11 protein-coding genes are annotated in these 13,762 nt (G+C 39.6%); all 11 read right to left on the reverse strand.

Features of this window, described 5'->3' with window-relative positions; all coding sequences use genetic code 11:
- Nucleotides 1-1,590 (reverse strand): hypothetical protein, encoded by a 1,590-nt coding sequence (locus LQ227_RS08355; RefSeq protein WP_230142653.1) that lies wholly within the window; start codon nt 1,588-1,590, stop codon nt 1-3.
- A 7-nt stretch (nt 1,591-1,597) separates the two neighbouring features.
- Complete coding sequence (locus LQ227_RS08360) at nt 1,598-1,762, reverse strand: hypothetical protein (protein ID WP_157258313.1); 165 nt, start codon at nt 1,760-1,762, stop codon at nt 1,598-1,600.
- Nucleotide 1,763: 1 nt separating this feature from the next.
- Nucleotides 1,764-3,629, reverse strand: a complete 1,866-nt coding sequence (locus LQ227_RS08365; protein WP_230142655.1) for a type VI secretion system Vgr family protein — start codon at nt 3,627-3,629, stop codon at nt 1,764-1,766.
- A gap of 362 nt (nt 3,630-3,991) precedes the next feature.
- The gene (gene tssD / locus LQ227_RS08370; protein ID WP_025141860.1) at nt 3,992-4,387 is read right to left on the reverse strand and encodes a type VI secretion system tube protein TssD; all 396 of its coding nucleotides are present in this window, start codon (nt 4,385-4,387) and stop codon (nt 3,992-3,994) included.
- Nucleotides 4,388-4,528: 141 nt separating this feature from the next.
- Nucleotides 4,529-4,924, reverse strand: coding sequence for a type VI secretion system tube protein TssD (tssD, locus tag LQ227_RS08375; protein ID WP_194126757.1), 396 nt, complete (start codon nt 4,922-4,924; stop codon nt 4,529-4,531).
- 316 nt (nt 4,925-5,240) lie between these two features.
- Entirely contained in the window at nt 5,241-5,813 is a 573-nt protein-coding gene (locus LQ227_RS08380; RefSeq protein WP_215124633.1) for an NAD(P)H-dependent oxidoreductase, read from the reverse strand.
- Nucleotides 5,814-5,936: 123 nt separating this feature from the next.
- Entirely contained in the window at nt 5,937-7,325 is a 1,389-nt protein-coding gene (locus LQ227_RS08385) for a DUF5458 family protein (RefSeq protein WP_230142657.1), read from the reverse strand.
- Nucleotides 7,326-7,343: 18 nt separating this feature from the next.
- The gene (locus LQ227_RS08390; protein ID WP_230142659.1) at nt 7,344-7,790 is read right to left on the reverse strand and encodes a hypothetical protein; all 447 of its coding nucleotides are present in this window, start codon (nt 7,788-7,790) and stop codon (nt 7,344-7,346) included.
- A gap of 56 nt (nt 7,791-7,846) precedes the next feature.
- The gene (locus LQ227_RS08395; protein ID WP_230148997.1) at nt 7,847-10,363 is read right to left on the reverse strand and encodes an ATP-dependent Clp protease ATP-binding subunit; all 2,517 of its coding nucleotides are present in this window, start codon (nt 10,361-10,363) and stop codon (nt 7,847-7,849) included.
- Between the two features lie 5 nt (nt 10,364-10,368).
- Nucleotides 10,369-12,744, reverse strand: coding sequence for a type VI secretion system protein TssR domain-containing protein (gene tssR / locus LQ227_RS08400; RefSeq protein WP_230148998.1), 2,376 nt, complete (start codon nt 12,742-12,744; stop codon nt 10,369-10,371).
- Nucleotides 12,745-12,783: 39 nt separating this feature from the next.
- Nucleotides 12,784-13,761 carry a PKD domain-containing protein gene (locus LQ227_RS08405; RefSeq protein WP_215124637.1) on the reverse strand — a complete coding sequence of 326 codons (978 nt, stop codon included), beginning with the start codon at nt 13,759-13,761 and terminating at the stop codon, nt 12,784-12,786.
- Nucleotide 13,762: the final 1 nt, after the last annotated feature.

Below are 13,762 nucleotides of genomic sequence, written 5' to 3' on the forward strand. Positions count from 1 at the left end.
TTATTTCTTTTTATAGCCGGGATTTACCTTTGAGCTAAATGCACCTCTTAACCCTGTTTCTACATCTTTCCAAAATTTAGTGTGACTTAAACTATGCGATACTACTGCCAGATAGGGTACTGTACCTGGCCGTGTAAGTAAATCTGGATAAGTTTTTTTATCTTTTTCTGCAACTAGTGGTGCATGATATTTGGAAACAAGTTTTGAATATACCTGCAAATCTTTTCTCAATTTAGTGATTTCGGTATCTAATTTACCAAAAACCAAAGGCTCTATTACTTTATCTATTGCTAATGTGATCAACAATAAAGTAACTGGATCAATAAATTGACTAAATAGACGCAGCAAAAGTTCTTCGAGATTGTTTCTTTGCATTGCTCCCACTGTCCCAGAGATAAAGCCTTCACATATTGCTTTTTTACCACGGCTATGGTAAGGGTCATGTGTGGTAATATTAACATCCTGAACACTTAAGCCGGCTGCTTGATCTGCTGGAGTCCATGCGTTAACCTCAATGCTATCTGTTAATCCCGTGTTTTCTGCAAATATCCTGGCCATTAAATGCAAGATATAACTGTCGCGCTCATTGGTTTTTATATCAAATAATGTATTTAAAATAGCTATTCCCTGTGTTAACTTTAAATTCGCAACAAACTTAGCTTTACTATAACCGTTGTTCGTATTGGAAAAATTGCCATATACATCATAAGTCCATTTTAAAAACGTATTAAGTAATCCCACAAATTCGTCTCTTTCTTTATTTAAAGTCGGTTTGTTAACATTTATCCCTTTAATATATTTGATAAATTCCTGTGCGAGTACATTTGCGCCTTTAAAAGCTTTTGCCATTTCACGCCACACAATAGCACCTTCTTTGTCAGACATCCAAATACCGAGCAGATTAGATTTAAGTGCCTCGGTATCTATCCCAGCAAGTATTTTAAGGCCATTTTCAAAGTTTTTCACATGAAAATCCTGAAGAAATGCCTCCAAATTCACCAAACTGAAGTCTGCAACAAGCTGTTGTGTTAAATCGTATTCATTATGTACGTTAATAATTTTACAGGCCTTATGTAGCTTTGCATGGTTTAGCTGGTGTTTCTTTTTAAAAAAAGGAGTAGATAGATAGGTAATACTTTTAATTTTCCATAGTTGAGGAAATGCTTTGCCTTTCTCTGAAGTAATTAAATTGGTAAATTCATTAATAACATTGCCACCATGCGAATGGCCTATTAAATGAAGATGTACCTCTTTTCTTTTAAATTTTGGGTATTCTCTATCGATTAGGTCTAATAAACGCGCTGCCGCCTTATTTCTTTCTTGGGTATTATTATCTCCAGACCAGCTGAAAAATGTTCCTTCTATATGTAGGTCATGAAATTGTGGCTTTAACTCCTTTACCTTTGCCCAAAAATTTTCGACACTTTCTTCTTCACCACCCCAGTACTTGGTATTTGCTTCATGTTTTAAACCTTTGGTATTAATGGGATCAGTTGTACCAGCAACCATCATCACCAAATCTGTAATCGTTTTATCTTTTGTAGCTTCAGGTACAACGAACCTCGGCTTCTTAAACACTACATTTGTCATAGCCTGCTTATTTACCGGTGATATTGATTTTTTTGTTCGAAGCTAAGACCAAATTTTCTCCCAAGGCAACAATCTCTACCTTTTCAGCAGTTTCAAATGCGGTTTGCGAAGTGGAAACATATTGATCAGTAATTGTAATGATCAGGTTTTTAGCAATTTTCTTAATGGCCATATTAAAAAAGATTTGATTTTTCCGCACTGTTAATCTCTACAGTTTTTTCAGAACTCTCCAACAGCATGTTTTCTTTGGTGCTAAAAATAGTTACCTTTTCAGCATACTGTGTAGATTCCTGAGCACTTCTCATGTATGCTTTTTCTACCATTTCAGTTTTATTGTTTGCTGATTCTTTCATATCTCCAGTGGCGCTGATATTGATATCTTTTCCGGCTGTTTGTGTAATGTCTTCGTTGGCACTTGTGGTAATGTTCTCACCGGCACTTTCTGAAATGTTTTTACCCACCTTCACATCCATATTTTCCGCTACATTGATCTGCATATTCTTACAGTTTAAAGTCATGTTCTCCAAAGCGGTAATGGTTATATTATTGCCTTTGGTATCGATATGGATAATATTATTGTGGATATCGGTGATTTTTATGCCTTGTGTACCCTGATTATCATCAAATTCTATTAAATGTCCGCTTCTGGTAATGATACTTTTAAGGTGATTTTGAATAAGCGGGCTACTATCTACGCTTGAGCTGTGGTAAACACTTCCCATTACTACGGGCCGTGCAATATTCCCTTCTTCGAACGCAATCATCACCTGATCATCTATTTCGGGGATCGCGAAGTAACCACGGTTATTACCCCTATCGCCAACACCGGCACTTGGCGTAACTACGCGCAACCACTCTGTAACATCGTTGGTTAAACACTCCCATTTAAATTGCACTTTTATACGGCCCTGGCCCTGTGGATCGTTATTATCAATCACATCTGCCAGTTGCATATCCGGCTGTGGTTTTTCGAAGTTCTTTACCAGTAACCGTTCGGTTGTGGATACTTTTCCTTCGAAAGTATTGTGGTATTTGCCGTTTTCGTCTATATGATGAGTAATACTGGTAATAAGAAATTTACCCAGGCTTTCGGATGTAAAAGCAAGTTCTTTACGGAGGCTCATTGTAATTTCAGCAATGCTGCCTATGCTTAAACCGGCATTATCGCCCCTGGCAGTTACTTTTAAAAGCTCACTTGTATTCGCTTTCTCTTCATTTTCTACCAGGTTTTTAATGTCGTTGTTATTATCTACCCTGATTAATGAAGGTTGGTTGAAGGTTTTACTAAAAGTAAGGTTAGAAGCTTTTACAGCATGGGATAAGTCGGGTGTGCCATCTACTTTACCTGTGCTTTCGCTCAGCAGCATTTCGTTCTGCTTCGAATTATAGGAGAACCGTTTATTTTTTATCGGTGCAATTTCCATTGCATACTGCATTTCCTGAACATCTCTGCCATAAAACAGGGATATTTCCTTTTGTGTATCGGGTTTTCCAAAATTAAGCTGTTTGCCATCGTAAAAAAGCCATTCGTGGTATTCGGCCGAAAGGCGGTTCAAAAAAGCAAAATCGCTTTCACGATATTGGATAATATAATCTATTGGTGTATTTCTTGTGGCATTGGCCACCACTTTTAAATCATTGGCTGGCGTATCTTTAGTTGCCAATTTCACGATCTCATTCAGGTCTTTATCTAAATATGAACCCAAATCAGGTCCACGATCGATTAAAATAGTTGGGCTATAACCACTTACAATTAGAACACCATGGTAACCATGAATTTGTGATAGTTCAACTTTAGAAACCAGGCCTACAAAATTCTGCATGCCTTCTGCCGAATGGCCAAAAGAAGCGGTTAAGGTTTTACCCACAAAATCGCGGCTATCATCTAAACTGATCAGTCCTGGCGCGCCCATCTGGTCGTGGTTAAAGCGCAGTTCAAAATAGTGATGTTCGTTAAAAGCCTGTTGAAGGACGAAGGAAGCAAAATGTGTAATTTCCTTATCCTCTATATTGATTTCAGCAATGAGTTTCTTTTCCATATTAATTTATCTTGATCACAACAATTACCCTAAGCCAAATGCTGGGTATGCACATGCTCTTATATTAAAAATGGATACATTTTCTGCAGACCGTATGTTCAGATGAATATTGTGTGTTGATGCCGAACCAAACATTTTACCTGAATAGTAATCGTTTTTTACTGCAACATGTTTGGAATGGTTAGACATAATTGAGCATTAATTTTTGAGATGGCTTTGTAATTAATATACGCATCAAAAGCAATATTAATTTTTTGGGATGATTGGGATGATAGGTAGATGTAGGGTGATGAAAATAGCAACGGATTAAAAGCGCCCCAGAAAAAGCCGGGGCGCTTTTAATACTATATTCTTAGTGATGACTAAGCTTTAGGCCAATCGTTTTCGTGTTCTGCGTTGCCCAGTTTTAGCTTACGGGCTGATACGACAAAACTTAAAGTCATAGGTGTATTGTCGTTTACCGCAATACCCTCGTTATACTGGATGATATAACCGTCTTCGAAAGACAGTTCTTTCATTTTTGCATCTTCTTCGCCTTTTTTGAAAACCAATGTTCCTGAAAGCGGCTTATACTGGTTGTTTACCATCGACTCGATCACAGAAGTATCTTCGGTTGATTCGATTTCGATGTGGATGGTGCCACCATAAACACCTGACGATGGACGGCCTTTTGCGTCAACATCTCTATTTAATGAAAAGCTGCACTGTAGTACATCAAATTCTTTTGATCCTAAGTTTAAACGGGTTTTGAATGCCATTATAGTAAGTTTTAATGTTTTTGAAAAATGAATGACTTGCGGGCATGGGGTTTGGCGCATGGCGATTGGAGATAGCATAGGGTTAATACAACCTTAAACCCTAAACCTTACACCTTCAACCTTTCTGCCCTCAGCCTCCCTTTAGACTTTTGGCCAATCGTTAAGGTGCTCGGCGTTGCCTAATTTAAGCTTCCTGGCTGAAATCTGGAATTTGAGCGTCATCGGATGATCGCCCACAATGTTGATCCCTTCGGAATATTTAACAATGTAGCCATCTTCGAAGTTAACTTCTTTCATTTTGGCATCTTCCTCTGTTTTCTTGATCAGAAGGGTTCCCGTAATAGGTTTGTACTGGTTGTTTACCATCGCCTCGATTATTGAGGTGTCTTCGGTTGACTCGATCTCAATGTCGATGGTACCGCCGTAAACTCCGGAAGAAGGCCTTCCTTTAGCATCTACATCGCGGTTTAACGCATAGGCACAATGAAGCACATCGTACTCCTTGCCTGAAAAATTTAATCTAGCTTTGAAAGCCATAGTTTTAAAATTTAAAGGTTAAAAAATTTGATTTATTGTAGCCTCCGCTACAGTATCAGCATTAACCAAAGATCAGGCCAATTACGCATTATATTGCTCATCTATAGTGAATAATCTTATTCTTGAAATCAAGATAAAATCCTGAAACGCACTAAACGATTAGTTAAACGAGTTATTGTTGTGGAAAACGTGTGGAAAAGTTTTAAGATATTTTTAGTGTTACAAATACAACGTGATAGAGAATAACTTACGTAACTGTAGTGGTTTTACCCAAGATGTAGTCTTTTTGGACAACAATTTCCCCTAATTTAAAGTTTTAAATCAGCTGTGAACCAAATTTTTCCATTTTAGCTACCCATTTTTGGCTATAATGATTTTCAAGAGAATGTAATTCACCAATGGTGTTGGTGAGCACGGGGCTCATTCTGCATTTCTCGAAAACAACTTTTTTGATGGATAGGTAAGTTGTTTTCTTATTTGCTTTCCATTCTTTAAAAGTAGCCTCATCCAAAATAGACACAATCCGTGCCGAACGACCACTAAAATTATTGTTTACGTTTTGCTGCTGGGTGGTAAAAATCTGGTCAGGCATAAATAAACGATCAAAAAAGCCCTTAATCTTTGCGGGAATATGGTCTACATATACAGGGCAAAAAAGCACTACATGGTTACTCTGCCTAATTGCGGTTAAAGCTTTTTGCAAATCGGGCTCTAACTCGGCAATCTGCCTGTTATTGAACAGCTTATTCGAGTTGAATATCAGGTCGATAATGGCCAACTCTCGTACGATTGCACCAGCACTTTCGGCACCTTGCTTATACGCGTTAATCAGGAAATTCGTAGATGCGTTTTTTTCAATATCCCCATTCAGGATAAGTATTTGCTTCATTTTTTTTGATTAATCTGATCAGGCCGATGCATTACAAAATTATAAAGAATTTGTTAAGTGTTATGCATAACCCATAAAAAAACCCAACGCTGGGGTTGGGTTTTTATTTTCAGTTATCAAAAACTATTGCTGATTATATTCTGAACTCCATGTGGTACTTTCATCTTCACCTTTGTGTCCATCCAGTTTTACCACAAAACTTTTAGCTGGGAAATATGGTGTGATGTGGATATCCAGGTGGATCCTGTCTTTCTGTTGTTCATCTCTTTCGAAACGCATTATTTTAAATCGCTCGATTAAACGGTCGGCTCCCTGAATACCATCCAGGAACTTAACAATCTGGCCACGAAGGTCCTGTTCCGTTTTAGAAGTCCAGTTTTCGAAAGCCCTTCTGTTCAGGAAATCGAATAATACTTTGGTAATATAATCGAATACACGTACAACCGAATAAGTTTGTAAACCGATGTTATCGCCATTAAATAAGGTTTTGGCAGAAAAAGCCATAACTTTACCATATTCGTTAACCATCGGCACCAAGCCTACTCTTTCTAAATGGGAGATTTCACTTTTCTTTAAATCGAATTTTACACCATCTACTTCATTTATAGCACCATGTTTTTTACCTGCAGTAACCTGCGACATTAAGGTGTAATACATTTTACCAGCAAGTGCTGCTGATCCGGGTACGGTTAAATCGTCTTCCTCACCCACTTCTGCAACTTTACCACGGCCGACTAACCAGTTACAGGTCATGATTACATTCGATCTGAATGCATCACCTCCGGTAAAGTTTGCTGCGGTAAATAAATCAAGTACATCATCCGGCTGATCAAGATCGGCAAAATCGGTTACCAGCATGGCTTTGTTGTTATGCGCAATTTTACCCCATCTCTCTAATACTTTATTGGAACCCATATAGCCGGGCACAACCATTAACGAATAGTTATTACGGAGATCCAAACGGTCGTAATTCTGTTTTAACTCATCATCTACGTATTCAATAAAACGTGGATTATCAAGATCTTTGATCTGATCCATTGATGCATTTAACAGCACTACATTTTTAAGTTTGTCGGATTCGGTATTTTTATAGAACAAATGTACCGAACGGTATGCCTGCTCCAGTTCTCTCGTGCTTTCTAATGCGGTACCGATGTTTTTATTCAGGTTTTCTTCGGCAGCATTCAGTTTTTGGGTACTTTTTTCTACCATATCGGCAACTGAAGTAGAAGATTCAAGCACATCAATCCAAAGCTGGATTTTCTTTTTCAGCTCTTCGCGTTCTTTCTTTTTCTCATCACCGGTTAAAAAGATCTGTTTACGGGCTTTACGTTCAGGGTTTAAATTCTGCAGACCATCAACAGTGGCTTCCAACAGATCGAAACCGCCAACACGGGCCAGTTTTTCGAGGTTATCTTTAAGTGATGTTTTTTCTATGGTTTTGGTTTCAGCTGGTTTAAAGCCTGCCTGGCCTGTATTTTCGTCGGTTTTTAATTCTTGAGGGTTTGACATGTTTTCTTGGCGTTAAGATTATTTATTTTGCTCCAATTCGTCAACAAAGTTCTTCAAAGCGTTAATGAAGGCCGACTTTGTTTCTTCGTCATCAAGTGTGGCTTTTAAGGTTTTATTCGATTTTAACTGTTTGATTACATTAAGCGACATTTCTCTTTCGATGTTCACGTTAGTAAGGTAATTACTTTGGTTGATGATGTTTTTCACACCAAAATCGCCCAAATCGTTAAAGTTTATCGTTTCGCTAACGGTAGATCCATCCTGCTTTTCGAAAGCAACCTTCACATTTGGTTTATAATGTTCGAATACATCTTTCACCGTTTTTAATCCCTCTACTTTTTCTGGTTTTATCGGATCGTTATCGGTAAGTTTCTGTACAAAAAGCGTTTTGTTGTGGGCAATTTCTGCGAAAGCTTCTGAGGTGTCAATTTTTCGCTCGTTACCACCAATTTCATAGTTAAACATAGTATGTTGATTTAGGTTTACGATTATTTTTTTCTAATAATATAATAGTTAACGTTTTAACTCAATTTTTGTTCCAATGTTACGGTTTCTGGCTGAATAATATTCCATTCAAGCTTATCTTCGGCTGCATGTTTGCTTACCACAACCTTCGATCCTTTTTTTAGTTCACCAGAAATGATGTATTTCGAGATCGGCCTGCGTAAAAGATTTCTGATAACTGCCGATAACTGCCTTGCACCATATTTTGGCGTAAAACCATCTAAAGCGATCATTTTTTTGGCATCTTCTGCAATTTCAAAATCGATACCCATTTTATTGAGCGATTGTACCAAACTGCTTAACTGGATTTCGAAAATACGCACCACATTACTTTCGTTTATCGGCGCAAAAGGAACAATTTCGGAGATCCTGGCTAAAAATTCGGGGCGAAAATGCCCGGCCATTACCTCCATTAACTGATTTGAAGCAGGGATTACACCTTTTCCAATCTGTTCGGCAATCCATTCACTACCAATGTTCGAGGTAAAAAGAATGAGTGAGTTGCTAAAATCGCCCTCTTTTCCCAAACGGTCGTGCATGTGGCCTTCGTCCAGGATCTGTAAAAAGGTATCGAAAACGGAAGGGTGCGCTTTTTCAATTTCATCGAAAAGCAGTACAGAATAAGGCTGTTGCCTGATTTTATTCACTAATAGACCACCTTCTTCGTAACCTACGTATCCTGGAGGCGCGCCATAAAGTAAGGCGGCACTGTGTTCTTCCTTAAACTCGGACATATCGAAGCGGATCATTGCTTTTTCGTCGTTGAACAAAAATTCGGCGATTGATTTGGCCAGTTCGGTTTTACCGGTTCCGGTTGGTCCCAATAAAAAGAAGGATCCTATTGGCTGTCCTTTTTTGTTCAATCCGCTGCGCGATTCGAGTATGGCATCTGAAACAGCTTTTAATGCCTGATCCTGTCCTACCACACGTTTTTTAAGGTAAGCTTCCATATTGAGCAATTTTTCCTTTTCACCGGCCTGCAGTTTACCCATTGGGATACCTGTTTTGTAGGCCACTATAGAAGCAATATCCTGTTTGCTGATGCGATCGCTTTTTTCAGCGGCATATTTTTTTAATTCCTGTAGGCTTTTGGTAATATAACCCTGGTATTCATCGGCGGTTTCGAACGCATCGGTCTGTGTTTCATCGGTTAAGCGGCCCAGCAAAACCGGACTTAATTTATTCTGAAGCAAAGAGAAAAGCCATTTATAATCGGCAAATTTCTCTGCTTCCGATTCTTCGGTATTGCCATTTAAAGCTTCCAGATCGGTTTCCAAACTTTCGATTACCTGATCAGAGGTATCGTTCATCATTTTCATGGCAGCCATTGTGCGGTCGAGCAGATCGAATGCAGAATCAGGGAGCCTTCTATCTTTCATATAACGTTTGGCCAGGCGCACACATTCGCCCAAAGCATCGGGTTCGATGGTTAAGGTATGGTGCTCTTCGTATTTTACGGCCAGTTTCTGCAGCATTTTAATGGTGCTTTCTTCGTTTGGCTCATTTACCTGCAACACTTCAAAACGTCTGCTGAAAGCCTGCTCAGGCTCGATAATTTTGCGGTACTCATCAATGGTTGTGGCACCAATTACCGTAATTTCGCCACGGGCCAGTTCCGGTTTCAGCAAATTACCTATACCCGCACCCAAGGGGCCCTTACTATCCAATAAAGTGTGGATTTCATCAATAAACAGCACCGCCTTTTCAAACTGTTTGATTTCTTTGATGATGTTTTTTAAGCGGTCCTCTATTTCTCCCTTGTAAGAGGCACCTGCAATTAACGAACCTAAATCGAGTTCAAAAAGCTGCACGGGTTTTAAGTTCTCGGGTACATTCTGGTTTACGATATCAATGGCAAAACCGTCAACCAAAGCGGTTTTACCTACACCGGCATCACCGGTTAGGATTACATTTGGTTTGGTGCGGCGGCAAAGGATTTCCATCATCTGCCTGGTTTCCTTATCACGGCCGATAATCGGGTCGGTTTTACCATCGCGCACCATCTGTAACCTATCTATACAATATTTATACAGGGCGTTGCCTGTACTTTTGCTTTCAGCACCAGCGCTTGTTTTATCAGGCGAAACCACCCTCGAAATTTCTTCATCTTTTACATACAGATCCAGGATTTCACGTTCTTTAATCGGGAACGATTTTAGCTGATCGGGCTGAAAACCGATACCCGGTTTTGCCAATGCGGTTAATACACATACCGGGGTAATTAAGTCCAAGCCAAGTTTAATGCGTACATTATCGGCCTCTTCAAAAATCACGGCAATCTCTGGCGCACCGCTTACGGTATCCGTAAAACCCGCCGATTTTGCCTGTTCGTCAATCCGCACCTCAGCCCATTCGCTAATATATTCTTCATCTTTACCAATAGAGGTAATGAACGCGCGCAGGCCAACATCTTTATGCATCAGGCCTTTGAGCAGGTGAGCAGCAGTAAACACCTCGTTTCTATACTCTTTAGCTAAAGACTGTGCAATATGCAGGGCTGTTTTGACCGATTCGCTTAAATTTGTAACTGCCATATCCCTTAGTTGGTTGTAGGCAATACTGCCGGGTTAAAATTATTTTCGGTGATGTAGTAATATATTTTGCCGTTCGAAATAAACTGCTGCTCAATCTGAGTAGCCCTTTTAATCTGTTGAACCGATTGATTTAATAATTTAATGTAGCTTTCGAATTCTTCGAGCGGCATTTTAGAACTGTTCTTTAAATCGCCTACGGTATATTTCTCTAAAAATTTGTTGTTTAAAGGCAAACCGGTTACCAATTTAATGTAGTTGGCCAAGGTTAAACGCTTTATGTTGCCCGATGACTCTTTAATACCCAGCATCTGTTTTGGCATTTTCACATAATTTTTAACAAGTTTACTCCTGAAAGAAGACTGATCGGCCTGCAAATTCTGCCCCAACATCATCGAAAACACATCTACAATCTGTTTGTACTCCATGTTGTTTAAAACGATGGCATATTGTAATGTTAAAGGGTTGTTTTTCACTGCATCAGCCGACAGATTTGCAGTGCTATAATATTTAAACGCATTGTGCGGCATGCGGTCTGCAACTTCCGCGCCAACGGGTTCCGGCAATAAACCTTCTACATCGGCAGTCAGGTTTTTACGCAATATACCTGTTAAACGGAAAGCACTATCCAATGAACTGATCTGGTTATAGATATCGGAGCTGGTTTCTTTTACGAAACGGCGTAAAGCAATCGTCATGCTCTGGTTAGAATTTACCGAACCTTTTGTCGGGAAAACTACCCCACCCTGGATTAAACTGTTTTTGGGATAATCTAAATAGTAGGAGATAGAATCCTGTAAACTGGTATTATAAGGCTGGAAGCTTTTTAAACCCTCACCTTTTACCATGGTGTTTTTTCTGTATTCGGCAGCGCGGATAGCCGATTCGGAAACGAGTTTACGCGACTGGATTACAAAATCGTTAAATGACTGATTGAAATCGCTATACACCTGTAAGGCTAAAATACGGGCATCTGCCTGCGCAACCTGCTCGCTCAATTCGTTAATCAGGTAATTGTTGGTTCCCCCGGTATTTCCGGTACTGCCAACTAAAATAATTAAATTGGTTTCGTTCTTTTTTGCTTTAAACAAGCCCAATCCGGTTTTTATCGCTTGAAAAACAGGCTCTTCGCTTACTTCTCCATTACACCTAACGGTATTTTTAGCCTGATTTGAAAGGAACGTCATCAACTGTCTGTAATCATTCTGGATCGGGCTTACAAAAATACCTTTTAAAGCGCAACCACTTTCACCACGGTACACTACACCGCCGAAGTTCACTTTTGTTCCTTTACCAAAATCGCCCATAATATTTTCGAAAGAAGCGATGGTATTGGTCATTCCAGAAAAATATTTGGTCATTGGGCTACCACCGTCCACTACAAAAACAACATTTACCTTCGTTTTATTTTTACGGAGGTTGAGGTAGTCCTGATAAGAAAGTGCAGAACCGTTAATGGTTAATATTTTATTGTCTTTTTTATTGTAAACATCTGCAGCGATACCTACTGTGTTACCTCCTTCATCGTTTGAAACAACAGGTACACTACGCAGGATCAGGTTTTCCCTTGGCAATAAGGGGTCCACTGTGAAAGTTGTTCCTTTATTGATTCCGTTTTTGAGGGCTACCGAGGTAGAATCATCCCTGTCATAATCGCCTGGTTTAACTGAGGTAATGTACAAACGATCGCCCCAGCTGTGTACGGCTTCGGCAGAAACCCAACCGTAAATACTTTTTAAAGCGGTATCTGCAACCAGCTGGTCATCAGAACCTATCAGGTATTTCTTACCATCTTCTGATTTTTTGTAGATATAGGCAATTTCGTGCAGCCTTACTTTTGTACGTCGGTCTTTAAGTTCGGGTGTATTGTAAACCAGGATAGAATCAGTAGTATCGAAATAGAACTTTGGTTCGGTTAAGGCATTTTTCCCGTTTACGATACCGATGGCTTTTTCTGCATAACCTGTTTTTTGGTTAGAGAAAGCGCGTTGCCATAAAAGCAGTTTAGATTTTGCGATCCAACCATAACTGATGGCACTTTTTTTATCGTTTATTTTTCTGCCCCTGATCATTCCGGCCTTGTATTTAATCAGTTTCAGGTAGCCGTTTTCTTCTTTTGAAACATAGAAAGGTTCCATAAAGCTGATTTTTTTCATAATCAGGCTTCCACCTGGTGCAGTAGTAGTATAATTATCTTCACGGTCTGAAAAAACAATCCATGGCAAACTGCTGCTACTGGTATTGTCCATTACGTTTATACTTTCTGAAGGCCTTTCGTAAGATTTAGGCATGTATTTTACTCTTTTGCCAAAGGATGCCGGCGATTGTGCGTAGGCAAACGATATTCCTATAAAAAGGAGGGTTAAGGCATAGTATTTTTTCATAATCTGTAGATGAGCTTTAAAATTAGGTGAGCGGTTAATTTATCTTGTTTTGGCAGGTGCATCAGCAGTTGTTGCCGCAGGTTGGGCCGTTCCCGAATGTTGCTTAATGTTTACCAAACTGGCACAGGTAGAATTTGGCTTGATGGTTAGCTGCGCTTCATCAACGGCTATTTCTCCCCCAAAGGTGAGTCCCATGCAGTATGAATAAATATCGGTCTGTTTTTTCTTACCGTTCATTTCTACATTTACCGTTACTTTTTCGTTACCGCACATGTATTTGTTAACGAGATAATAATAGTTGGAGTTAAAATCGGCACCATTGGCAATGGCCTGTAAACGGGCCCTGATATCATCGATGGTTTTACGTTCGCCATCACCAGGGGCAACAATATCTTCAACGATTTCGGCATTTGGATCAGTGATCAAAATGTTTAGGAAAGCGGGTTTACGGCTTTTATCCGAGCGCAGGCGTACCACATATTTCCCTGGGGCACGGTAGGTGTATAAAGCAGTTTTTCCTTTAACATCTACTCGCCCGGTTTCGCCGAACGACCATTCGAAATCTTTTCCTTCCCCGTCTCCTTCGAGCCTGATTTCTTCATTAACCAAACCTGCGGTTGGGCCGCTAATGGTTAATACACTATCTACAACCGGTGTATGAACGGTATCGCGTACGGTAACCGGAAATTCCTGACGGAGTTCGCCATCAACGGTTAAGCGTACAATATAAGTGTCGGGCTTTGTGTAGTGATAAGAACCGGTTTTTGTGGTGGCTTTTTCGCCGTTTCCGAATTCCCATAACCATTTTGTAGCTTTTGGGGTATTATCGGTAAAAACCAGACTTTCATTTAAATAAATTTCATCTTTTAAGATCCGCGCATCAATTGTCCTTTTTTCGAACAATGAACTTTTAAATAGGAAAATAAGACCTGTTAGGAGCAATACAGCTAATAGGATGTAGAGAATAACATAGCCCTGCGAATTTGAATTAACTTGCTTGGTGTTTGTGTCAGACATA

Source organism: Pedobacter sp. Bi27 (genome assembly GCF_918698255.1).
Classification (GTDB): domain Bacteria; phylum Bacteroidota; class Bacteroidia; order Sphingobacteriales; family Sphingobacteriaceae; genus Pedobacter.

Coding starts and splice junctions, on each gene's coding strand:
- tssR (WP_230148998.1), bottom strand. CDS start 12,744: ATGAAAAAATACTATGCCTTAACCCTCCTTTTTATAGGAATATCGTTT.
- LQ227_RS08390 (WP_230142659.1), bottom strand. CDS start 7,790: ATGTTTAACTATGAAATTGGTGGTAACGAGCGAAAAATTGACACCTCA.
- LQ227_RS08365 (WP_230142655.1), bottom strand. CDS start 3,629: ATGGAAAAGAAACTCATTGCTGAAATCAATATAGAGGATAAGGAAATT.
- LQ227_RS08385 (WP_230142657.1), bottom strand. CDS start 7,325: ATGTCAAACCCTCAAGAATTAAAAACCGACGAAAATACAGGCCAGGCA.
- LQ227_RS08395 (WP_230148997.1), bottom strand. CDS start 10,363: ATGGCAGTTACAAATTTAAGCGAATCGGTCAAAACAGCCCTGCATATT.
- tssD (WP_194126757.1), bottom strand. CDS start 4,924: ATGGCTTTCAAAGCTAGATTAAATTTTTCAGGCAAGGAGTACGATGTG.
- LQ227_RS08405 (WP_215124637.1), bottom strand. CDS start 13,761: ATGTCTGACACAAACACCAAGCAAGTTAATTCAAATTCGCAGGGCTAT.
- LQ227_RS08355 (WP_230142653.1), bottom strand. CDS start 1,590: ATGACAAATGTAGTGTTTAAGAAGCCGAGGTTCGTTGTACCTGAAGCT.
- tssD (WP_025141860.1), bottom strand. CDS start 4,387: ATGGCATTCAAAACCCGTTTAAACTTAGGATCAAAAGAATTTGATGTA.
- LQ227_RS08360 (WP_157258313.1), bottom strand. CDS start 1,762: ATGGCCATTAAGAAAATTGCTAAAAACCTGATCATTACAATTACTGAT.
- LQ227_RS08380 (WP_215124633.1), bottom strand. CDS start 5,813: ATGAAGCAAATACTTATCCTGAATGGGGATATTGAAAAAAACGCATCT.